General features: G+C 73.1%; 19 protein-coding genes and 1 tRNA gene. 14 read left to right on the top strand and 6 right to left on the bottom strand.

Going from position 1 to position 21,050, the window contains the following annotated elements; all coding sequences use genetic code 11:
• Nucleotides 1-252 precede the first annotated feature (252 nt).
• The 3 genes from IF55_RS14035 to IF55_RS14025 all read right to left on the bottom strand — a co-directional run bounded on the left by IF55_RS14035 (nt 253) and on the right by IF55_RS14025 (nt 3,965).
• Nucleotides 253-924, bottom strand: a complete 672-nt coding sequence (locus tag IF55_RS14035) for a response regulator transcription factor (protein ID WP_106980390.1) — start codon at nt 922-924, stop codon at nt 253-255.
• Between the two features lie 225 nt (nt 925-1,149).
• Complete coding sequence (locus IF55_RS14030; protein ID WP_030883199.1) at nt 1,150-2,541, bottom strand: sensor histidine kinase; 1,392 nt, start codon at nt 2,539-2,541, stop codon at nt 1,150-1,152.
• Between the two features lie 227 nt (nt 2,542-2,768).
• Entirely contained in the window at nt 2,769-3,965 is a 1,197-nt protein-coding gene (locus tag IF55_RS14025) for a sensor histidine kinase (protein ID WP_030883197.1), read from the bottom strand.
• A gap of 181 nt (nt 3,966-4,146) precedes the next feature.
• Here IF55_RS14025 and IF55_RS14020 point away from each other — a divergent pair, with 181 nt between their 5' ends.
• From IF55_RS14020 to IF55_RS13965, 12 genes are all read left to right on the top strand, one after another.
• Nucleotides 4,147-4,563: an NADH-quinone oxidoreductase subunit A gene (locus IF55_RS14020; RefSeq protein WP_030883195.1), complete on the top strand. Its 417-nt coding sequence runs from the start codon at nt 4,147-4,149 to the stop codon at nt 4,561-4,563.
• Nucleotides 4,554-5,240, top strand: coding sequence for an NADH-quinone oxidoreductase subunit B (locus tag IF55_RS14015; RefSeq protein WP_078644323.1), 687 nt, complete (start codon nt 4,554-4,556; stop codon nt 5,238-5,240). Before IF55_RS14020 ends, IF55_RS14015 begins: the two co-directional genes overlap by 10 nt.
• Nucleotides 5,237-6,895, top strand: coding sequence for an NADH-quinone oxidoreductase subunit C (locus IF55_RS35980; RefSeq protein ID WP_051776163.1), 1,659 nt, complete (start codon nt 5,237-5,239; stop codon nt 6,893-6,895). Before IF55_RS14015 ends, IF55_RS35980 begins: the two co-directional genes overlap by 4 nt.
• Nucleotides 6,892-7,857, top strand: coding sequence for a complex I subunit 1/NuoH family protein (locus tag IF55_RS14005; protein ID WP_030883190.1), 966 nt, complete (start codon nt 6,892-6,894; stop codon nt 7,855-7,857). Before IF55_RS35980 ends, IF55_RS14005 begins: the two co-directional genes overlap by 4 nt.
• 128 nt (nt 7,858-7,985) lie before the next feature.
• Nucleotides 7,986-8,612 carry a 4Fe-4S binding protein gene (locus tag IF55_RS14000; RefSeq protein ID WP_048831969.1) on the top strand — a complete coding sequence of 209 codons (627 nt, stop codon included), beginning with the start codon at nt 7,986-7,988 and terminating at the stop codon, nt 8,610-8,612.
• The gene (locus IF55_RS13995; RefSeq protein WP_048831956.1) at nt 8,609-9,259 is read left to right on the top strand and encodes an NADH-quinone oxidoreductase subunit J family protein; all 651 of its coding nucleotides are present in this window, start codon (nt 8,609-8,611) and stop codon (nt 9,257-9,259) included. Before IF55_RS14000 ends, IF55_RS13995 begins: the two co-directional genes overlap by 4 nt.
• A complete protein-coding gene (gene nuoK, locus IF55_RS13990) occupies nt 9,259-9,639 on the top strand; it encodes an NADH-quinone oxidoreductase subunit NuoK (protein WP_030883187.1) in 381 nt (126 codons plus the stop codon). Before IF55_RS13995 ends, nuoK begins: the two co-directional genes overlap by 1 nt.
• Nucleotides 9,636-11,963 carry an NADH-quinone oxidoreductase subunit 5 family protein gene (locus IF55_RS37140; protein ID WP_048831955.1) on the top strand — a complete coding sequence of 776 codons (2,328 nt, stop codon included), beginning with the start codon at nt 9,636-9,638 and terminating at the stop codon, nt 11,961-11,963. The genes nuoK and IF55_RS37140 overlap by 4 nt, the downstream gene beginning before the upstream one ends.
• 17 nt (nt 11,964-11,980) lie before the next feature.
• Entirely contained in the window at nt 11,981-13,558 is a 1,578-nt protein-coding gene (locus IF55_RS13980) for a complex I subunit 4 family protein (protein WP_030883185.1), read from the top strand.
• Complete coding sequence (locus tag IF55_RS13975) at nt 13,558-15,195, top strand: NADH-quinone oxidoreductase subunit N (protein ID WP_030883184.1); 1,638 nt, start codon at nt 13,558-13,560, stop codon at nt 15,193-15,195. The genes IF55_RS13980 and IF55_RS13975 overlap by 1 nt, the downstream gene beginning before the upstream one ends.
• 150 nt (nt 15,196-15,345) lie before the next feature.
• Complete coding sequence (gene htpX / locus IF55_RS13970; RefSeq protein ID WP_030883183.1) at nt 15,346-16,209, top strand: zinc metalloprotease HtpX; 864 nt, start codon at nt 15,346-15,348, stop codon at nt 16,207-16,209.
• A gap of 98 nt (nt 16,210-16,307) precedes the next feature.
• Nucleotides 16,308-16,700 carry a YccF domain-containing protein gene (locus tag IF55_RS13965; RefSeq protein ID WP_030883180.1) on the top strand — a complete coding sequence of 131 codons (393 nt, stop codon included), beginning with the start codon at nt 16,308-16,310 and terminating at the stop codon, nt 16,698-16,700.
• Nucleotides 16,701-16,854: 154 nt separating this feature from the next.
• On the opposite strand, the gene IF55_RS13960 is transcribed toward IF55_RS13965, so the two are convergent.
• Nucleotides 16,855-17,343 carry a YajQ family cyclic di-GMP-binding protein gene (locus IF55_RS13960; RefSeq protein ID WP_030883178.1) on the bottom strand — a complete coding sequence of 163 codons (489 nt, stop codon included), beginning with the start codon at nt 17,341-17,343 and terminating at the stop codon, nt 16,855-16,857.
• 185 nt (nt 17,344-17,528) lie between these two features.
• Between IF55_RS13960 and IF55_RS13955 the strand changes: the two genes are divergently transcribed.
• Nucleotides 17,529-17,610: transfer RNA gene (locus IF55_RS13955), tRNA-Tyr, on the top strand.
• A 97-nt stretch (nt 17,611-17,707) separates the two neighbouring features.
• Here IF55_RS13955 and IF55_RS13950 read toward each other — a convergent pair.
• The gene (locus IF55_RS13950) at nt 17,708-18,370 is read right to left on the bottom strand and encodes an NAD(P)H-binding protein (protein ID WP_030883176.1); all 663 of its coding nucleotides are present in this window, start codon (nt 18,368-18,370) and stop codon (nt 17,708-17,710) included.
• 126 nt (nt 18,371-18,496) lie between these two features.
• On the opposite strand from IF55_RS13950, the gene IF55_RS13945 reads away from it, so the two are divergent.
• A complete protein-coding gene (locus IF55_RS13945) occupies nt 18,497-19,585 on the top strand; it encodes a hypothetical protein (protein WP_048831954.1) in 1,089 nt (362 codons plus the stop codon).
• Nucleotides 19,586-19,650: 65 nt separating this feature from the next.
• Here IF55_RS13945 and IF55_RS13940 read toward each other — a convergent pair whose 3' ends face one another.
• On the bottom strand, nt 19,651-20,961 hold the full coding sequence (locus IF55_RS13940; protein ID WP_030883172.1) for an amidohydrolase family protein: 1,311 nt from the start codon (nt 20,959-20,961) through the stop codon (nt 19,651-19,653).
• Between the last annotated feature and the right edge of the window lie 89 nt (nt 20,962-21,050).

Genomic DNA, 21,050 nt, shown 5'->3' with positions numbered 1-21,050 from the left:
CTGCACACGGTGGTGTCGACCGGTGTTCCCACAGCCATCGTACGGGCGTAAGGGTGACCTTCCTTGGACGGATCACCTGCTGATCGCAGCCGCGAGGTACCGTTCTGTCGTGGTTTGCCATGCTCTGCTCGCCCCCCGAGCCCTTCTCTAGAGACGCTCCCCACTCCGTCTTTGGTTCTACGACCATGGTCCTCGGTCCCGGACACCACCGGGCCGCCGCCCCGTGCGGCGACCGGACGGCGGGCCGGAGCGTCAGTTCCTGAGGTAGGTCAGCACCGCCAGCACCCGTCGGTGATCCCCGTCACTCGGCGACAGGCCCAGCTTCAGGAAGATGTTGGAGACATGCTTCTCCACCGCGCCGTCGCTCACCACCAACTGCCGGGCTATGGCCGAGTTCGTCCGCCCCTCGGCCATCAGACCCAGAACCTCGCGCTCCCGCGGCGTGAGCCCCGCCAGCACATCCTGCTTCCGGCTGCGGCCCAGCAACTGCGCGACGACCTCCGGGTCCAGCGCGGTGCCGCCTTCCGCCACCCGCACCACCGCGTCCACGAACTCACGCACTTCGGCTACCCGGTCCTTGAGGAGGTAGCCGACGCCACGGCTGGATCCGGCCAGCAACTCCGTCGCGTACTGCTCCTCGACGTACTGCGACAGCACCAGGACGCCCAAGCCGGGGTGGTCCCGGCGCAGCCGCACCGCGGCCCGTACGCCCTCGTCGGTGTGGGTGGGCGGCATCCGGACGTCGGCGACCACCACATCCGGCAGCTCACCCTCGGCCGCGAACTCCGCGATGGCCTTCAGCAGCGCCTCCGCGTCGCCGACCCCGGCCACGACGTCATGCCCGCGGTCGGTGAGCAACCGGGTCAGGCCTTCCCGAAGCAGCACCGAATCCTCGGCGATGACCACCCGCACCCTGTCCTCCACGATGTACGTCCCCCCATGCTTGGCATGACCCCCTAAGCATCTCAGGATTCCGCCACGGAACGGGACGCTCCGGGGCGGAATCCAAGGAAAGGGAGGCGGGGAGGGGCATCAGGAGCCAGGGGGCAGGCGCGGCGGGTCGGGGCGGGGGCCGGCTGTGCCGCGGCCGGTCGTGCCGCGGCGGGTCCGGGGCGTACGAGCGAGGCGGGCCGGCGTCGGCCGTTGGCGTCAGCCGCGCCAGGGCAGCTCGGCCGTGATGACCGTCGGGCCGCCGGCCGGGGAGTCCACCACCAGCAGGCCGTCCACGGCGTCGAGCCGTTCGGCGAGCCCGGCCAGGCCGCCGCCCCGCTCGGTGGAGGCCCCGCCCCGGCCGTCGTCGCGCACCTGGAGCATCAGCCGGTCCTGCGACCTCCACACGTCCACGTTCGCGGTCCGGGCGCCGCTGTGCTTGCTGATGTTCTGGAGCAGCTCGGAGACGGTGAAGTACGCGCTGCCCTCGATGGCCGCCGCGGGCCGGGACGCCAGGTCCACGTCGACGGTCACCGGCACCGTGCACCGCGAGGCCAGCGCGGACAGGGCCGGGCCGAGGCCGCGGTCGGTGAGGATCGCCGGGTGGATGCCGCGGGCGAGGTCGCGCAGCTCCTGAAGGGCGGTCTTCACCTCGCCGTGCGCCTCGTCGACCATCCGGGCGGCGGCCTCCGGGTCCTTCTCCAGCTTCTCCTTGGCGAGACCGAGGTCCATGGCGAGGGCGACGAGCCGGGCCTGCGCGCCGTCGTGCAGATCGCGCTCGATGCGCCGCAGGTCGGCGGAGGCGGTGTCGACGACCACGACGCGGTCCGACTCCAGCTCCGTGACGCGGTACGCCATCCGGGACGGGCCCAGCAGCCCCAGCACCAGCAGCCGGTCCACCTGCGCCAGGCCGCGGATCACCCACGGGGTGCCGAGGACGACGACCAGGCCGGCCGCGCTGGTGACGGCGGTCTCGAAGGGGTTGTCGAGGTAGAAGGCGGTGCCGTCGCTGTCCCCGTAGAGCTGCATGCCCGGCTGGCCCCAGTAGCGCGGGTACATCCACTGGTACGCCGGGTACAGGAAGACCGCCCAGCCCATGGCCCACAGCGTCAGCGACGTGACGAACGAGGCCATGGCCCAGGGCAGGTGCAGCAGCGCGTAGAGCAGATGGCGCCAGGAGACGCCGCTCTTGAGCAGCGCGCCCAGCCAGGCCGTCGGCCCGCTGCGGCCCTTCGCGGGGCGCAGCGGCTCCGGGGAGGCCACATCCAGGCGGAGCAGGGCGCGGGCGCGGGTCCGCTCCACGGCACCCAGCGCCCGGCAGCCGGCGAGCCCGGCGGCGAGCACCGGGACGCCGACGAAGGTGACCAGCAGCCCCGCGCCGGCGGTGAGCATCACGATCGCGTAGGAGAAGCCGACGACGGCTATCGGCAGGTTCAGCAGGAGGTGCAGGAACTCGCGCCAGGTGCGGCCCTCCAGAGGCGCGCGCAGCACGGCGGGCACCCGGTGGTCCCGCGCCCGCGGCCGGTAATCGCCGCCGTGGCCGTCGTCGCCGTAGCCGCGGTACCCGCCGCGAGCGCCCTGATCGACGTACTCGCCGTGATCGATGGCCATCTGTCTGTCCGATCTCCAAGGTCTTCGTGACGGGGGACTGATCCGTGACGGGGGTCTGGTTCGTGACGGGGGCTGATTCGTCACGGGGGAGTGAGGGGGAGGAGGTCTTCTCGCTGAGCTCTACGCTCCCCGAACGCCGCGTTCGGGGCCATGGAGTGTGTCGGCGTCTGGGGGGTGGGGCTGGCCCTACCCCGGTCCGGGCGGTGGCCCGTGCCCCCCCGGCCCGTTCAGCCCGCCGCGCGCTCGCGCCACGGCAGCTCGGCCGTGACGAGCGTAGGGCCGCCCTCCGGCGAATCCACCACGAAGAGCCCGTCCACCGAGCCCAGCCGCTCGGCGAGCCCCGCCAGGCCGCTGCCCTTCGCGGTGGAGGCGCCGCCGCGCCCGTCGTCGCGCACCTGGATGAGCAGCCGGTCCTCCGCCCGCCACAGCTCGACGTCGGCGGTGCGGGCGCCGCTGTGCTTGCTGATGTTCTGGAGCAGTTCGGAGACGGTGAAGTAGGCGATGCCCTCGATCGCCGGCGCGGGGCGGGACGCGAGATCCACCGATACGTCCACGGGCACCGTGCACCGTCCCGCCACCGACGACAGGGCCGGGCCGAGTCCGCGGTCGGTGAGGATCGCCGGATGGATGCCGCGGGCGAGGTCGCGCAGCTCCTGGAGCGCGGTCTTCACCTCGCCGTGCGCCTCGTCGACCATCCGGGCGGCCGCCGCCGGGTCCTCCAGCAGCTTCTCCTTGGCGAGGCCGAGGTCCATGGCGAGGGCGACGAGCCGGGCCTGCGCGCCGTCGTGCAGGTCGCGTTCGATGCGCCGCAGGTCGGCGGCGGCGGTGTCGAAGACGACCCCGCGGTCCGACTCCAGCTCCTCGATCCGCTGCTCCAGCTCGCTGGAGGGGGAGAGCAGCCCGCGCACCATCGCCCGGTCCGCGTTGCTCAGCCCGCGCGCCACGTACCCCAGCACCGGCCAGCCGAGAACCACGGTGAGGAGGGTGATGACGAAGGTGAAGATGCCCCATGGCAATCGTATGAACAAATACAGGGTGGCCCGCCAGCCCACCGGGTCCTTCAGCGCCGACCACAGCCAGGGGAAGAACCCCCGGCCCTGGCGGTGCCGCCGCAGCGGGCTCGGCTCCTCGATCCCCAGCCGCAGCAGCGCCCGCGCCCGGCCCCGCTCGACCCGGCCGAGCCCGCGCGAGCCCGAGAGCCCCAGCGCGAGCATCGGCAGCCCGACCACGGTGACGGACAGCGCGACGCCCGCGTACAGCCAGAGGGAGACGTAGCCGAAACCGACGAGGGCCATGGGCAGATTGACGAGCAGATGCGCGACTTCGCGCCACGTCTGCCGGTGGAAGGCGAGGAACGCGGGGGCCGGCCGGTCCTCCTCGAAGGCGCGGCCGCCGGTGGCGCGCGCTCTGCTGCTGGCGGTCATACCGCCAAGATTGCCGGGCCGCCCGGCCGCGCGCCATGGGGTTCGTCGGCGACCGGAAGTAGGGATAACCCCACCTTCGCGGTGACGGGGCGGCTCACCGGAGAGGGCCCAGGGCCTAGAATCCCGTGCGTACAGATCGTCGAATGCGGATGCGCAGCAGCAAAGGGAGCGAGGGGCGGACGTGCCGGAGACGACCGTACGCACCGCCGATGCCGGGCTCGGGCTCGCGGCCGGCTACTTCCACAGCTACTCGGTCGTCGGTCTGCTCGCCGTGGTGGGCGTGGTCTTCGTCGCGGTGGCGTTCGCGTCCGGGCGGCTGCTGCGGCCGGTCGTGCCGACGCGCGAGAAGATGCTGACGTACGAGTGCGGCGTGGACCCGGTCGGCGAGGGCTGGGCGCACACCCAGGTCCGCTACTACGTTTACGCGTTTCTGTATGTGATCTTCGCCGTCGACTCGATCTTCCTGTTCCCGTGGGCGACGGTCTTCGCCGCGCCGGGCTTCGGCTCCACCACGCTCGTGGAGATGTTCGTCTTCCTCGGCTTCCTCGCCGTCGGCCTGTTGTACGCATGGAAGAAGGGCGTCCTCGAATGGACGTGACACCCGCTCCGGCACCCGCCCCGGTGGACCTCCCCGAGCCGCGCCGGCTCGGGACGCTGGCCCGCCTCGCCCCCGAGCCCATGAAGGTCGTCCTCAACTGGGGCCGCCGCTACAGCCTGTGGGTCTTCAACTTCGGGCTGGCCTGCTGCGCCATCGAGTTCATCGCGGCCTCCATGGCGCGCCACGACTTCATCCGGCTCGGCGTGATCCCCTTCGCGCCCGGGCCGCGCCAGGCCGACCTCATGATCGTCTCGGGCACGGTGACGGACAAGATGGCCCCGGCCGTCAAGCGGCTGTACGAGCAGATGCCCGAACCCAAGTACGTCATCTCCTTCGGCGCCTGCTCCAACTGCGGCGGCCCGTACTGGGACTCGTACTCCGTCACCAAGGGCGTCGACCAGATCATCCCCGTCGACGTGTACGTACCGGGCTGCCCGCCCCGGCCGGAGGCGCTGCTCCAGGGCATCCTCAAACTCCAGGAGAAGATCGCCCGCGAGTCCCTGGGCGAGCGCTACCAGGCGGTGGCCGCTCCCTCGGCGGCTGCTCTGCGTACGGGCCTGGTGACACCGCCGGCGCCGCCGGGGGCCAGCGGGCCGGATGCCGCTGACCCCGCGTCCGCCCCGCCGCGCTCCGCCGATCCGCAAGCCACCCCACCGACCGGGGAAGACGAGAGATGACAGCCTCCGCGCCTGAGCCCGACCCCGCGCCCGGGGACGCACCCGACGACGGGTCCGCTGCCGCGGCCTCCGACGGCTCCGGGGCCCCCGGCACGGAGGAGCCCGAACCCGCGGCGGCGCCGCCCGTCGGCTGGCTGCCGGGGCCGGCGGAGGAACTGTTCGGCGCGGGCGCGAGCGCCGAGGACTCGTACGGCCTGCTGACCGTCGACGTCCCGCCGGCCGCCTGGCTCACCGCCCTCGAAACGGCGCGGACCGCCCTCGGCTGCACCTACTTCGACTGGCTCAGCGCGGTCGACGAACCCGGCACGGGCTTCCGGGTCTGCGCCCATGTGGTGGCACTGGGCCCGCTTCCGGCGGGCGCGGCTTCCGGCGAGACGTCGACGGTCGGTACGGCGGCTTCCGGCGCGGCGCCGACGGCCGGAGCGGCGGCCTCCGGCGGCGCGGGCGCCGGCGGCGCGGGCGCCGGCGCTTCGGCGGCTGGTACGGCGGCTTCCGGCGGCGCGTCCGGCGCGGTCGCGCAGGGCGGCACCGCCTCGGCGGGCGCCGCGTCGTCGCCCGCGGGCGCGACACCGCCCCCTGGCGGGAGGGTGCGGCGGTTGCTCGTACGGACGACCGTGCCGCACGAGGCGCCGGTGCTGCCGACCGCGGTCGGCGTGTACGCCGGGGCGGCGTGGCATGAGCGTGAGACGCACGAGATGTTCGGGGTGGACTTCACCGGCCACCCCCACCTGGCCCCCCTGCTGCTGCCCGACGGCTTCGAGGGACACCCGCTGCGCAAGGACTTCGTACTCGCGGCCCGCGTCGCGAAGGCGTGGCCCGGGGCCAAGGAGCCGGGGGAGTCGGAGCACGGGGGGCCGAAGCGGCGTCAGATGCTGCCGCCCGGCGTACCCGACCCGAACGAGTGGGGCCCCCTCAAGGGCCAGTTGCCGCCCGCCCCCGCGCGCCCGGCGCGTGGTGCCCGCGCGGCCGGGGCCGCCGGCGGCGCCGAGCGGCCGCCCCGGCGCACCCGCAGCGCGAGCGCGGGGTCGGCCGGCCAGCAGGCGGGGGGCCCGGATTCCGCCGCGAACCCGGCCGCCGCCGACCGGCCCGTACGGCGTTCGCGTTCCGCGTCGGAGGGCTCGGCGAGCCAGCAGGCGGGCGCTACGGAGGCGTCCGGAAGTTCTCCCGCCGACCGGCCCGTACGGCGTTCGCGTTCCGCGTCGGAGGGCTCGGCCAGTCAGCAGGCGGGAGTGTCGGACGCGTCGGGCGCGTCGTCCGCGGGGGCGCCTGCCGCCGAGCAGCCCGTACGGCCCGTACGGCGTTCCCGCTCCGCCTCGGGGGGCTCGGCCAGTCAGCGGGCGGAGCCACCGGCCGCGCCCGCCCGGCCTTCGGCGCCGGAAGGTTCCTCCGGGACGGAGACCGGCACAGGCTCGTCCGACGCGCCGTGGCACAACGCCCGGCCCGCCTTCGAGGAGCCCGCGCGCGGGACGCGCGACGGCGGGGAACGAGGCAGCGGGACACGCGACGACCGGAAACGCGACGACCGCCAGGACTCGAACGCCACGGAGTCGCCCGCCGAAGACGCACCGGGCGCGCCTGACGCACCGGACGCACCGGATGCCCCAGACGCCCCGGACACCGCGAACGAAACGGAAGCAGGGGGTGAGAACCGGTGACCGGCACGCTCGACGTGGTCGTACGCCTGCTCGCCGTCTTCGTCGCCTTCCTCGTCCTCCCGCTCGTCGTCGGCCAGACCGAGCACAAGGTGATGGCGCACATGCAGGGCCGCCTCGGCCCGATGTACGCCGGCGGGTTCCACGGCTGGGCCCAGCTCGTGGCGGACGGGGTGAAGTTCGCGCAGAAGGAGGACGTCGTCCCGGCGGGCGCGGACCGGCGGATCTTCCAGCTCGCGCCGGCCGTCGCGCTGCTGCCGTATCTGCTGGTGCTCGTGGCGATCCCGATCGGCCCGGGGAACCAGGTCGGCCAGTCCGTCGACGCGGGCATCTTCTTCGTGCTGGCCGTGATGGGCGTCGGCGTCCTCGGCTCGATGATGGCGGGCTGGGCGTCCGCCAATAAGTTCTCGCTGCTCGGCGGCTTGCGTACGGCCGCGCAGCTCCTCGCGTACGAGCTGCCGATGGTGCTGGCCGCCGCGTCCGTGGCGATGGCGGCGGGCACGGTCTCGCTGGTCGGCGTGCTCGACGCGTTCCACTGGTGGTGGGTGCCGTGGCAGATCGTCGGGGGGCTGGTCTTCTTCACGGCGGGCCTCGCGGAGCTGCAGCGGCCGCCGTTCGACATGCCGGTGGCGGACTCCGAGATCATCTTCGGCGCGTACACCGAGTACACGGGGCTGCGCTTCGCGCTGTTCCTGCTCTCCGAGTACGCCGGGATCGTCGTGCTCTGCGGTCTGACCACCGTGCTCTTCCTCGGCGGCTGGCACGGCCCGTTCGGCGCCGACGGCCTCGGCTGGCTGTGGACCCTGCTCAAGACGGCCGTACTCGCCTTCGTGGTCATCTGGCTGCGCGTCAGTTACCCGCGGCTGCGCGAGGACCAGTTGCAGAAGCTCGCCTGGACCGTGCTCATTCCGCTCGCCCTCGCGCAGATCGCGCTCACCGGCGTCGTCAAGGTGGTGATCCAGTAATGGCCGAGCCGCAGCAGCCACAGCAGCAACACCAGCAGCCACAGCAACACCAGCCGTCGCAGCAGCCCGCCCGGTCGCGCATCCCCGGCAGCGGCCTCGCCAAGGGCCTCGCCGTCACCCTCCGTACGATGACCCGGCGCTCCGTCACCGCGCAGTACCCGGACGCGCAGCCCGAGCTGCCGCCCCGTACCCGCGGCGTGATCGGCCTGTTCGAGGAGAACTGCACGGTCTGCATGCTGTGCGCGCGCGAGTGCCCGGACTGGTGCATCTACATCGACTCCCACAAGGAGACGGTGCCGCCCGCCGCCCCCGGCGGGCGCGAGCGCAGCCGCAACGTCCTGGACCGCTTCGCCATCGACTTCTCGCTCTGCATGTACTGCGGTATCTGCATCGAGGTGTGCCCGTTCGACGCGCTCTTCTGGTCCCCGGAGTTCGAGTACGCGGAGACCGACATCCATGAGCTGACCCACGAACGCGACAAGCTCCGCGAGTGGATGTGGACGGTGCCCGCGCCGCCCGCCCTCGACCCGGCGGCCGAGGAGCCCAAGGAGGTCGCGGCGGCCCGCAAGGCGGCCGAGAAGCTCGCCGCCCAGGAGGCCAAGGCCGCGGCCGAGGCCGCCGAGGCGGCCGAGGCGACGGGAGCCGCGGACAACGCCGCGGACAACGCCGCGGACAACGCCGCGGACAACGCCGCGGACAACGCCGCGGACAACGCCGCGGGAAACGTCGCGGGAAACACCGAGGGGGACGCGTGACGCTCGCCGCCGCCGGACCCGGCTTTCTGTCCCCGACCGGCGTCGAGATCGCCTTCCTCCTGGTCGGCATCGCGACGCTCGGCGCGGCCCTCGTCGCCGTGACCACCAAGCAGCTCGTGCACGCCGCGCTGTGGCTGGTCGTGGCGCTCGGCGGGCTCGCCGTGGAGTACCTGCTGCTGACCGCCGAGTTCATCGCCTGGGTGCAGGTACTGATCTACGTCGGCTCCGTCGTGGTCCTTCTGCTCTTCGGGCTGATGCTCACCAAGGCGCCCATAGGCCGCTCCCCGGACGCGGACTCCGGCAACCGGTGGGCCGCGCTCGCCGTGGCTGTCGCCTCCGCCGCCGCCCTCGTCTGGGTCGTCGTGGACGCCTTCCGTACGACCTGGATCGACCTCGACGGCGTCGTACAGGGCTCCACCAAGGTCTCCGGGCAGTACCTCTTCCGGCACTGGGTGCTGCCGTTCGAGGCGCTCTCCGTGCTGCTGCTCGCCGCCCTCGTCGGCGCGATCGTCCTCTCCCGGCACAAGGACGGCCGGGCGGGCGCCGCCGGCCCCGCCGACCCGGCCGGCCCCGCCGACCCGGCCGGCCCCGCTGGCCCCGCCGGCTCAGCCGGTGGTTCCGACAGCCGACAGAACGGGGCGCGCTGATGCATCTCGCCTATCCCGCCGTGCTCGCCGTCCTCCTCTTCTGCGTCGGCCTGTACGGCGTGCTCGCCCGGCGCAACGCGATCCTGGTCCTGATCTCCGTCGAGCTGATGCTCAACGCGGTCAACCTCAACCTCGTCGCCTTCGACGTGTGGCTCCGCGACGAACTGCACGCGGGCCAGGCGCTCACCCTCTTCACCATCGCCATCGCCGCCGCCGAGATCGGCATCGGCCTGGCCATCGTGCTGCTCGTGTACCGCAACGGCGGCACCGCCGACGTCGACAAACTGCGGGACCTCAGCGAGCGGGCGGACGCCCCGAAGGGCGCGGCGGGCAGCGATGAGCAGGACGAGCAGGACGAGAAGGCGGAGGCCGCCGCGTGACGATCACGACCACCGCCGTCCTCGTCCCCCTGCTGCCCTTCCTCGGCGCCGTGGCGGGGCTGCTGCTCGGGCGCCGCGCCCCCGGCTTCGTACGGCCGCTGGCCGTGCTGCCGACCGCGGCCGCCGCCGTGCTCGCCGCCGTCGTGGCCTGGCGGCAGGGCGGCGGGGACGCCGTCGACGCGGCCACCCGGCTCACCCCCACCGGCTCCGTCCCCATCGACCTCGCCCTGCACCTCGACGGCTTCGCGGCCCTCGTCGCGGTCCTGGTCACCGTCGTCGCGTCCTGCGTGCAGCTCTACTCCACGGGGTATCTGCGCGACGACCCCCGCTACCCCTCGTACGCCGCCCTCGTCTCGCTCTTCACCTCCGCGATGCTGCTGGTCGTCTACTCCGGCGACCTGATGGTGCTGCTGGTCGGCTGGGAGATCATGGGCATCTGCTCGTACTTCCTGGTCGGCCACTACTGGGAGACCGAGGCCGCCCGCGCCGCGTCCCTCAAGGCGTTCCTGGTCACCAAGGCCGGTGACGTCCCCTTCCTGATCGGCATCTTCGCGCTGGCCGCCGACGCCGGTACGTTCCGGATCAGCGGCATCGTCGACGCCGCGGCGTCCGGCGGCCTCGACCATCCCACCCTCGTCGCGCTGCTCCTGATCGCCGGCGTCGCGGGCAAGTCCGCGCAGTTCCCGCTGCACACCTGGCTGCCGGACGCGATGGCCGGCCCCACGCCCGTATCGGCGCTGATCCACGCCGCCACGATGGTCGCCGCGGGCGTCTACTTCGTCGCCCGGCTGCTGCCGGTCTTCGCCGCGTCCGCCGCCGCCATGGTCGTGCTCGCCGCGCTGGCCGCGATCACCATGGTCGGCTCGGCGCTCGCCGCCCTCGCCCAGGACGACATCAAGCGCGTGCTCGCCTATTCGACGGTCGGCCAGCTCGGCTACATGACCGGGGCGCTGGCCGCCGGCGACCGCGGCGCGGCCGTCTTCCACCTCCTGTCCCACGGCGCGTTCAAGGCGCTCCTCTTCCTCTGCGCGGGCGTGATCATCCACACCGCCGGCACCAATTCGCTGGCCGCCATGGCACGGATGAGGGGGCTGTGGGGGCGGGCCCCCGACGCCTTCTGGACCATGACCGTGGCGCTGCTCGCCCTCGCCGCCATCCCGCCGTTCAGCGGCTTCTTCTCCAAGGAGGCCGTGCTCGGCGCGGCCGAGCACGCCGCCACCGGGCACACGGACGGCATCCCCGCCGCGGCGGGCTGGACCGTACTGGTCGCCGGACTGCTCACCGCCCTCCTCACCGCCGGCTACGCCACCCGGCTGTGGCTGCTCGCCGGCTCGCCCGCACTGCTGCGCGGCGGCCGCAAGGGCCCCGCCCTCTCCGCCGCCGACCAGGTGCGCCCGGGACCGCCGCCGTCCGACAGCGCTACGGCCGCCACCGGCCCGAGCGCCGGCCCGGCTGCCTCCTCCGCCGGCCCGGCTGCCCCCTCCGCCGGCCCGGCTGCCCCCTCCGCCGGCCCGGCCGCCCCCTCCGCCGACCCGGCCGCCGCCGGTGATCACGCCCCCATTTCCGCCGGTGCTTCCGCCGGCGCGTCCGCCGATCACGCGGCCGGGGCCGCCGACCCCACCACCGGGCCCTCCGGCCCCTCCGCCGCGCCCCCCGCTCCCGCCCTTGAGCCCGCTTCCGCCCCCGCAAGCCACCCCGCCCGGACCCCCGTCGTCATGAACGCCGTCCTGTGGGTGCTGTTCGTCCCCACCCTGGCGCTCGGTCTCGCCGTCGCGGCCCTGCCCGACTGGTTCGACGGCCGTTCGCTCAAGCCGACCCTGTCCACCTCCATCATCGGCACCGGTTTCGCCCTCGTCGGCGTCCTCGTCACCTACGCCGCCTGGCGCCACACCTCCACGCTCGCCGCCCGCGTACCGCTCGGCGCCGTCGCGGCCGACCCGGACGGCGACCCCGCCGTCTCCGAGGCGGAGGCCATCGCCACGCACCGGAGCGCGTACGGTTCCATCGCCGGCGCGCCCGACCCCGCCGACCCGGGCCGCCTCCTCCTCGGCCCCCTGCACCGCCACGCCGCGGCCGGCTTCCACCTCGACGCCCTGTACGCCGCCGTGTTCGTACGGCCCGTGCGCGCCGCCGCGCGGCTCGTACGCTTCCTCGACCGCGAGGTCGTGGACGCCTACGTCGGCGGCGCGTCCGGCGTGCCCCGGCTGCTGGGCGCCGCCGTCCGCCGCGCCCAGACCGGCAATGTGCAGACCTATCTCAGCGCCCTGCTCGCCGGCTCCGTCATCCTGGCCGTCGCCGCCGTTCTCGTAGCCACCGGAGGCTGACCGTGAGCCACGCCGTCATGCAGTCCCTCCTCGCCGCGATCGTCGTCGTCCCCCTCCTCGGAGCCGTCGCCGCCCTCCTCCCGGCCCCGCCCGGACTCAAGGGCAAGAGCCCCGACCAGGCCGTGCTCCGCCACGGCGTCACCGTCAGCGGTGTGATCCTCGCGCTGTCCATCGCCCTGGCCGCCGGCTTCGACCACGACCACCCCGCCCGGATGCAGGCGACCACCGACGTCGGCTGGATCCCGGCCCTCGGCATCCGGCTCCACCTCGGCGTGGACGGCGTCTCGCTCCCCCTTCTCGTCCTGACGGCGCTGCTGACCTTCCTCTGCGCCCTCTACAGCTACGCGCACATGCCCGCCGGCCCGTCACCGAAGGCGTTCGTCGCGCTGCTCCTCGTCCTGGAGTCCGGCACCCTGGCGACCTTCGCCGTCCTCGACCTGGTGCTGTTCTTCCTGGCTTTCGAGATGGTCCTCATCCCGATGTACTTCCTCATCGCCCGCTGGGGCGGCGGCCAGAAGGAGCGCGCCGCCTGGAAGTTCATCCTCTACACACTGCTCGGCTCCGTCGTCATGCTGCTCGGCCTCCTCCTCATCGGCGTCAAGGGCGGCACCTTCGACATGGTGGCACTCGCCACTGACAACGGCTCGAAGCTCAGCCACACCACCCAGCTCCTGGCGGTCCTCGCCATCGGCGTCGGGCTGGCCGTGAAGGCCCCGATGTGGCCGCTGCACAGTTGGCTGCCGGACGCCCACACCGCCGCCCCGACCGCGGGCTCCGTGCTGCTGGCCGGGGTGCTGCTGAAGATGGGCACGTACGGGTTCGTGCGCATCGTGCTGCCCGTCGCCCCCGACGGGGCGCGCGCGTTCGCGCCCTACCTCGCCGCGTTCGCGGTCGTCGGGATCGTCTACGGGTCGCTGGCCTGCCTGGCCCTGGCCCGTACGGGAGCGGGCGGCGACCTCAAGCGGCTGATCGCCTACTCCTCGGTCGGGCACATGGGGTTCGTGCTGCTGGGCATCGCCACCCTCACCCCGACCGGCGTGAACGGCGCGCTGTTCGCCAACATCGCCCACGGTCTGATCACCGGCCTGCTCTTCTTCCTGGTCGGCGCGGTCAAGGACCGGTACGGCACCAGCGACCTCGACCAGCTCGCGGGGCAGGGCGGGGCGGCGCTGTACGGGCGGGCGCCCCGGCTCGGCGGGCTGCTCGCGTTCGGGGCGGTCGCCTCGCTCGGACTGCCGGGCCTCGCCGGGTTCTGGGGCGAGATGCTCGCGCTGTTCGGCGCGTTCCGGCCCGCCGACGGCCTCAGCCGCCCCGCCTTCCTCACCTTCATGGCCATCGCCGCCGTCGGAACCCTGCTGACCGCCGCGTACATGCTGGTCGTCGTGCGCCGTGTGTGCATGGGCGAGCGGCGGCCGGAACCCGCGGCCGGCTCCGGGGGCGCGCCGCCGCTCCTGGCCGTGCCCGACGTCCATACCTACGAGTTCGCGGCCTGGACCCCGCTCGTCGCCCTCACCGTCCTCGCCGGGCTCTGGCCCGCGGCCCTTCTCGGCCTCACCGACCCGGCCGTTCAGCAGCTCCTGCGCGGAGGCGCCTGATGAGCTCCCTGGTCCAGTCCGTCGACTGGCTCGCCATCGCCCCGCCCACCATCACCGCCGTGGTGGCGCTCGCCGTCCTGGTCGCCGACCTCTTCCTCCCCGACGGGAAGAAGGGGGCGCTCGGCTGGCTCGCCATCGGCGGCCTGGTGCTGGCCGGGCTGTCGCTGCTGCCGCTCCTGGACGGCGACCGGTCCACCTTCTGCCTGACCTCGGGCGCCGAGGCGTGCAGCTATACGGCGGACCATTTCGCCCTCGTCATCCAGTTCCTGGTGCTCGGCGGCGCCCTCCTGACGGCGCTGCTCTCCATTAACTCGATCACCGATCTCAAACTCCCCGCGGGCGAGTTCTGGTTCCTGCTGCTCTCGTCCGCGGCGGGCGCGGCCCTGCTGCCCGCCGCCCGCGACCTCGCGACCCTGGTGATCGCCCTCGAAGTGGCCTCGCTGCCCGCGTTCGCCCTGGTGGGCCTGCGCCGCGGGGACCGGCTCTCCTCCGAGGCCGCCCTGAAGTTCTTCCTCTCCTCGGTCACCGCGACGGCCGTCATGCTGCTCGGCGTCAGCTTCGTGTACGCGGCCACCGGCAGCCTGCACCTCACCCAAATCGCCGAGGGGCTGACCCATGTGGACCCGCGCCTCCACGTGCTCGCCCAGGCGGGCGTGGCCCTGACCCTGGTGGGCTTCGCCTTCAAGACCGCGGCCGTCCCCTTCCACTTCTGGGTGCCCGACACCTACGTGGGCGCGCCGCTGCCCGTGGCCGCCTACCTCTCGGTGGTCGGCAAGGCCGTCGGCTTCTCCGGGCTCATCCTGGTGACCGTCGTCGCCTTCCCGTCGTACGGGCGGGTCTGGGGCCCGGCGCTGGCCGTACTCGCCGCCCTCACCATGACGGCCGGCAACGTCGCCGCCCTGCGCCAGCGCCCGGACCGTACGCACAGCGCCGTACGCCTCCTCGCCTGGTCCTCGGTGGCGCAGGCCGGCTATCTGCTGGTCCCGATCGCGTCCGCCGCGTACACCGCCGACTCCTCCGGCGGCGCGGCCCACGCGGTGGGCTCCACGGTCGCGTACGCCCTGATGTACGCCGCCGTGAACCTCGGGGCCTTCGCGGTCGCCGCCCTCGTCGCCCGTACGAGCCCGGCCAACCGCGTCGCCGACTACCGGGGCCTGTCCGCGCGCCGCCCGCTCGCCGCCCTCGCGCTGGCCTTCTTCCTGCTCTGCCTGGCCGGGCTGCCGCCGGGGATCATCGGCCTGTTCGCCAAGGTCACGGTGTTCTCCGCGGCGGTCGACGCCGGGCTGGGCTGGCTCGCCGTCGTGATGGCCGTCAACGTGGTGATCGCGCTCTACTACTACCTCCAGTGGACGGCGGTCCTCTTCCGCGCGCCGGAGGGGGCGCCTGCCGCGGAAGGTGCCCCCGGGCCCGTACCGACGGCGGCGCATCCGGAGGGGGTCCCTGGAGCCGTACCGACGTCGGCGCATCCGGAAGGGGTCCCTGCGCCCGTATCGGCGGTCGCGCAAGAGCCGGAACCGGCCAAAGCGAAGATCCCGGCCACGCTCACCGCGGCCATCGGCCTCGCCGCCGTCCTGGGCATCGCCCTGTCCGGCGCGCCGCAGCTCGTCCTGCGCTTCGCCTCCGGCGTCCTCCTGTAGCCGGCCGCTCACCCGTACGGACGTACGACCGCCTCGGTGCACAAGGGAACTAGCGGCCTCCATCTGGCGTTGACCAGTTCGGAAGGGTCCACTGGAGGGTGGAAACGCCAAGCAAAGGGTTCCCCTGCCGCACCACTTGGAGGGCGTACCGTGCACCGCCGGCACAACGGGCTCAAGACCGCCGTACTCCTCGGCGGACTCTCGGCCCTCATCATCGTCATCGGCAGCCTCTTCGGGCGCACTGGCCTGATCGTGGCCGTCCTCGTGGCGCTCGGCACCAACGCGTACGCCTACTGGAACAGCGACAAACTGGCGCTGCGCGCCATGCGCGCCCGCCCGGTCAGCGAGTTCGAGGCCCCGCAGCTCTACCGCATGGTCCGCGAGCTCTCCACGGCCGCGCGCCAGCCCATGCCCCGGCTCTACATCTCGCCCACCGACGCCCCCAACGCCTTCGCCACCGGCCGCAACCCGCGCAACGCCGCCGTCTGCTGCACCGACGGCATCATGCGCCTCCTCGACGAGCGCGAGCTGCGCGGAGTCATCGGCCACGAGCTGAGCCATGTCTACAACCGGGACATCCTGATCTCCTCGGTGGCCGGGGCGCTCGCCTCCATCGTGATGTTCCTGGTGAACTTCGCCTGGCTGATTCCCATCGGCCGATCCGACGACGACGAGGGCCCCGGCTTCATCGGCATGCTCATGATCATGCTGCTCGGCCCCATCGCCGCCTCGCTCATCCAGCTCGCCGTCAGCCGCTCCCGCGAGTACGAGGCCGACGCCTCCGGCGCCAAGCTCACCGGCGACCCGCTGGCCCTCGCCGACGCCCTGCGCAAGCTCGACGCCGGCACCAAACAGCTCCCGCTGCCGCCCGAGCCCCGCCTGGAGACCGCGAGCCACCTCATGATCGCGAACCCGTTCCGGCCCGGCGAGGGCATGTCCAAGCTCTTCTCCACCCACCCGCCGATGGCCGAGCGCATCAGCCGCCTGGAGCAGCTCGCCGGCCGCCGCCCGTGACCGCGCCCCGGCCCCTCGCAACCACGCCGCCGCATGCGGGCGTCCTGACCACTGGAAGAGGGTTCGCACGCAGGAACACGTAGGAGGCTGTTCGCACCATGAGGCTCATCCTGAACATCATCTGGCTGGTTCTCTCCGGCTTCTGGATGGCCGTCGGATACGTGGTCGCCGGCATCATCTGCTGCGTCCTCATCGTCACCATCCCCTTCGGCATCGCCAGCTTCCGCATCGCCGGCTACGCCCTGTGGCCCTTCGGCCGCACCACCGTCGAGCGCCGCGACGCGGGCGCCGCCTCCTGCGTCGGCAACGTCGTCTGGCTCGTCTTCGCGGGCTGGTGGCTCGCCCTCGGCCACGTCATCACCGGCATCGCGCTCTGCGTCTCGATCATCGGCATCCCCCTGGGGCTCGCCAACTTCAAGCTCATCCCCATCTCCCTCATGCCCCTGGGCCGCGAAATCGTCCCGACGGACCAGCCCTTCGCCACCCGCTGAGCGTCCTGCCGAGCGCCCGCGGCAGACGACGAGGGCACAACGGGGGACCGCCTACGGCGGCGTTCCCACGTTGTGCCCTCGTCGTGTCCGCGTCGATTCCGCGGTGCGCCCTCGCGACTGCCCGGTACCCTCCGCGACGGCCCGGGCGGCGGGGTCAGCGGTAGTTCACGAACTGGATCGCGAAGTCCAGGTCCTTGCCCTTGAGGAGCTGCTGCACGGACTGGAGGTCGTCCCGGCTCTTCGACGTCACCCGCAGTTCGTCGCCCTGCACCTGCGCCTTGACGCCCTTGGGGCCCTCGTCGCGGATGATCTTGGCGACCTTCTTCGCGTTCTCCTGCGAGATCCCCTCCTCCACCGAGGCGAAGATCTTGTACTCCTTGCCGGACGCCTGCGGCTCGCCCGCGTCCAGCGACTTCAGCGAGATGCCCCGCTTGACCAGCTTGGACTGGAAGATGTCGAGGACGGCCTTCACCTTCTCCTCGGAGTTGGCGCGCATCTCGATCTTCTCGCCGGACCAGGCGATCGAAGCGTCGACGCCCTTGAAGTCGTAGCGCTGCGAGATCTCCTTCGCCGCCTGGTTGAGGGCGTTGTCGACCTCCTGCCGCTCGACCTTCGAGACGATGTCGAAACTGGAGTCGGCCATATTGAGTTGGCTCCTCGTACGTAGATCCATCAGGGGGTACGGCCCGTGGGCCGCCCTGCCAGCCTAGTCATCCGCGCCGGATCCGGCGGTGCCGAATCGAGTGGCGAACCACCCCTGGTCATCGGGTATGGTTTACGTCGTTGCCACAGAGCGCTGCGAACCAGCGGTCGCAGGCAGCAACCCTTGGCGGTGTGCCCGAGTGGCCAAAGGGAGCAGACTGTAAATCTGCCGGCTCAGCCTACCCAGGTTCGAACCCTGGCGCCGCCACGGTCCAAGGAACGGCCCCTGATCCGCGAATCGCGGATCAGGGGCCGTTTTCGTGTGCGGGCGGCGGGGCGTGACGAGGGTCATGGGCCCCCGCGCGTCAGGTTCTGGCTGCTGCCTCGACCGCCTCCGCGACGGGGGTGTCGCCGCCGATGAGCTCCAGGGTGCGGCCCGCCGTGGCCGGGGCGTACAGGAGGGCGGCGAGGGTCGCCGCCACGTCGTCGCGGGTGACGTCGGAGCGGCCGGTGGACTCGGCGAGGGTCACCAGGCCCGTGCCCGCGTCGTCGGTCAGCCGGCCCGGGCGCAGCACCGTCCAGTCGAGGCCGAAGCGGGCTCGTACGTCGTCGTCGGCGGCGCCCTTGGCGCGGAGGTAGGCGGCGAAGACGGGGTCGGTGCCGGGCGGCGGGCTGTCGGAGGCGCCCATGGAGGAGACGATCAGGAAGCGGCGTACGCCCGCGCGCTCGGCGGCGTCGGCGAAGAGGGCCGCCGCGCCGCGGTCCACGGTGTCCTTGCGCTCCGCGCCGCTGCCCGGGCCCGCGCCCGCCGCGAAGACGGCGGCGTCCGCGCCCTCCAGGTGCCGGGTGACGTCCTCGACGGAGGCCGACTCCAGGTCGCAGACCACCGGCTCGGCGCCCGCGGCGAGCAGGTCCCCCGCCTGTTCGGGTCTGCGGATGATGCCCGCGACCTCGTCGCCCCGCGCGGCGAGCAGGCGTTCGAGTCGGAGTGCGATCTGTCCATGTCCACCAGTGATGACAATGCGCATAATTCCGACCGTACGCGGTACAACCCTCTCCGCCACTCAAGAGTCTCCTTTTTTGATCAACGCGTGGCTTGACTTTGCCGCGCGCTAGGTACGAGGGAGTCCGTCATCACCGCCATACGCAAGACCATGACCGCCGTCGGCTGCGTCGCAGCCCTGACCGCCGGCGCCGTCGCCTGCGGCACGGAGCAGGAGCTGTCCCCCGGGAAGCAGTTGTCGAACGCCTTCGACGCGATGGGCAAGCAGCGCTCGCTCTCCGTCGAGATGGGCTTCGACGCCTCCCCGGATCAGCTCGTCGCGCTGACCAAGGGCGGAGACGAGCCGATGCCGCCGGCCATGGCCAAGGCGTTGTCGAAGCTGAAGGTCACCTTCTCCGCGGAGTCGAAGAAGGCCCTGGCGGACTCGGAGCAGGGCGACGTCACCGGTTCCCTGATGAAGGTCTCGGGCGCCGAGGGCGACCTGGTGGAGGGCCGCTTCGTCGGCGACAACGTGTACTACCGCGTCGACGTGAAGGCCATCGCGAAGACGACCGGCTCGCCGGCGCCGTCCAAGGAGGAGCTGCACGCGAAGCTCCCCCAGGGCCTCGAATTCGTCGACAAGGTCCTCGACGGCCAGTGGGTCAAGGTCGACACCAAGGAAATGAAGAAGGTCGCCGAGAAGCAGTCGGAGGCCAAGGGCGGCAAGAAGCCCTCCGCGGAGCCCACGCTCAGCGAGAAGACGCAGAAGAAGATCCTGGACGAGATCAAGGGCGTCGTGAAGAACGAGGTCACGATCAAGGACGGCGGCAAGCGCGACGGCGCCGACCACGTGGTCGCCACCGCCCCCTTCCGTACGGTCCTCCAGAGCGTCTTCGACAAGCTGCGGCCGTTCGCCGACGAGATGTCGCCCGGCGGCGCCGCCAACATGCCCAAGGAGAAGGACTTCAAGGACATCCCGAACACGAAGGTGTCCGTCGACTTCGCCATCAAGAAGGGCAAGCTCTCCGCCGCCTCCGTGGACCTCGCGCCCCTCGCGGAGAAGGCGAAGGTCAAGGGCGAGGTGCCGCTGCGGATGACGTTCGGCGACGGCGACGCCAAGGTCGCCGCCCCCGAGAACGCCACCGCGGTCGACCCCGAGAAGCTGATCGCCGGCCTCATGTCCATGGCCTCGGAGGCCCGCGGCACCGTCGGCCGCGGCGGCGCGCACGGCGCCGGCACCTCCTCCCTGTTCACGGGCTGACCGCCTCGCGTAAGGGGCCGGCTCCATTGCGGGCCGCCCCTTACGCCGGCACCACGGCGGGCTTCTTACGCCATTCCGCCGCCGCTCCCGCCCCCGCGCGCCGACTGCCGGGGCAGGTCGAGGGCGATCACCGCGGCGGAGTCGCAGTACTCCCGCACCGCGCTCGTACGGGCCACCACCCGCCCCCGGTGCACCACCGTCCGGCTGTAGGCCAGCGAGAGGACCCCGGCGACGCTCTCGCCGCGCACGGCCAGCAGCTCCGCCGGGAACCCCGCCTCCACCCGGACCCGCGGCAGCCCCAGCGCCGCCCGCGCGGCCGTGCTGACGGCGTCGTACGCCTCGTACGGGCGCAGCTCGCCGCGCGATGCCAGCAGATAGGCGGCCTCCAGGGGGTCGCCGCGCCCCACCGGGTTGGCGGCGTCCCGCAGCGCGCCGCTCCCGGCGGCCACCGCGACGCCGGCCGCGCGCAGCAGCCGCACCGGCGCGCACCGCGAGACACGCGCCTCCCGCTGCTCCAACGCGCAGCAGTCGCCCTGCGGCAGGCAGACGACCCCGACGCCCGCCGCCGCGAGCTGCTCGGCGGCGCGTACGGCCAGGTCGTGCGGGAGCCGGGCGAGGCCGCCGCACGGGCCCAGGGTGACGCCGGGCCGCAGCCGGCCCGCCATCGCCGCGAGCCGGGCCAGCCGCGCCGGGTCGTCACCGTCCGTGTGCAGATCCACGGCGCAGCCGTGCTCGGCGGCGATCTCCAGCACGGTCTCGGTGTAGCCGGTGGGGTCCGGGTCGAGGTCCGGGCAGCCGCCGATCACCGTCGCGCCCATCTTCACGGCGTCCCGCAGCATGGCGAGGCCGTCCGCGCCGGCCGCGCCGGTCAGCAGCCGGGGGACAGCGACGGCGGTGAGGTCCGTGAGCCCGCGCAGCGCCCGGCGGGCCAGCAGTACGGCCTCCAGCGAGCGCAGCCCTTGTACGTCGCCGATCCGCACATGGCTGCGGAGCGCCGTGGCGCCGTGGCCGAGGTGCAGGAGGGCGGCCTCGGTGGTGCGGCGCTGCACGTCTTCGAGGGTGTGCGGGACGGGCCCGGCGGCGTCCGCGTCGGCGGTGAGGGCGGTGTCGGTGTGCGCGTGCGGCTCGGCAGGGGCGGGCAGCAGCAGATAGCCGTTCAGGTCGACGCGGGTGCCGGGGACGAGGCTGCCGGGGGTGCCGACCGCCTCGATGGTCCCGCCGCTCAGCCGTACGTCCACGGTGCGGCCGTCGGCGAGCCGGGCGCCGCACAGGACGAGGGCGCTCCAGTCGGGGGCGGCGGGCCCGGCGGCACCGTCGGCGCCCCCGGCAGCCTCGCCGTCGGGGTTCTTGGGGGGCTGCGGCTGGCTGTCGGGCATCGCGCTCCTCGAAGGGCCGGGGCGTGCATGATCACGCAGCGTGGTCCGAGCCTAGGGCGCGGCCGGTGCGGCTTCGAGCAAGCGCCGAA

Origin of the sequence: Streptomyces varsoviensis (assembly GCF_000718635.1) — a bacterium.
Classification (GTDB): domain Bacteria; phylum Actinomycetota; class Actinomycetes; order Streptomycetales; family Streptomycetaceae; genus Streptomyces; species Streptomyces varsoviensis.
This window is presented reverse-complemented; position numbering and strand designations above follow the sequence as displayed.

Bases quoted from the DNA above. Each gene is read 5' to 3' on its own strand.
- IF55_RS14030 (WP_030883199.1), bottom strand. From the start codon at position 2,541: ATGGCCATCGATCACGGCGAGTACGTCGATCAGGGCGCTCGCGGCGGG.
- IF55_RS14025 (WP_030883197.1), bottom strand. From the start codon at position 3,965: ATGACCGCCAGCAGCAGAGCGCGCGCCACCGGCGGCCGCGCCTTCGAG.
- IF55_RS14015 (WP_078644323.1), top strand. From the start codon at position 4,554: ATGGACGTGACACCCGCTCCGGCACCCGCCCCGGTGGACCTCCCCGAG.
- IF55_RS35980 (WP_051776163.1), top strand. From the start codon at position 5,237: ATGACAGCCTCCGCGCCTGAGCCCGACCCCGCGCCCGGGGACGCACCC.
- IF55_RS14000 (WP_048831969.1), top strand. From the start codon at position 7,986: ATGACCCGGCGCTCCGTCACCGCGCAGTACCCGGACGCGCAGCCCGAG.
- nuoK (WP_030883187.1), top strand. From the start codon at position 9,259: ATGCATCTCGCCTATCCCGCCGTGCTCGCCGTCCTCCTCTTCTGCGTC.
- IF55_RS13980 (WP_030883185.1), top strand. From the start codon at position 11,981: ATGCAGTCCCTCCTCGCCGCGATCGTCGTCGTCCCCCTCCTCGGAGCC.
- IF55_RS13975 (WP_030883184.1), top strand. From the start codon at position 13,558: ATGAGCTCCCTGGTCCAGTCCGTCGACTGGCTCGCCATCGCCCCGCCC.
- IF55_RS13965 (WP_030883180.1), top strand. From the start codon at position 16,308: ATGAGGCTCATCCTGAACATCATCTGGCTGGTTCTCTCCGGCTTCTGG.
- IF55_RS13960 (WP_030883178.1), bottom strand. From the start codon at position 17,343: ATGGCCGACTCCAGTTTCGACATCGTCTCGAAGGTCGAGCGGCAGGAG.
- IF55_RS13950 (WP_030883176.1), bottom strand. From the start codon at position 18,370: ATGCGCATTGTCATCACTGGTGGACATGGACAGATCGCACTCCGACTC.
- IF55_RS13945 (WP_048831954.1), top strand. From the start codon at position 18,497: ATGACCGCCGTCGGCTGCGTCGCAGCCCTGACCGCCGGCGCCGTCGCC.
- IF55_RS13940 (WP_030883172.1), bottom strand. From the start codon at position 20,961: ATGCCCGACAGCCAGCCGCAGCCCCCCAAGAACCCCGACGGCGAGGCT.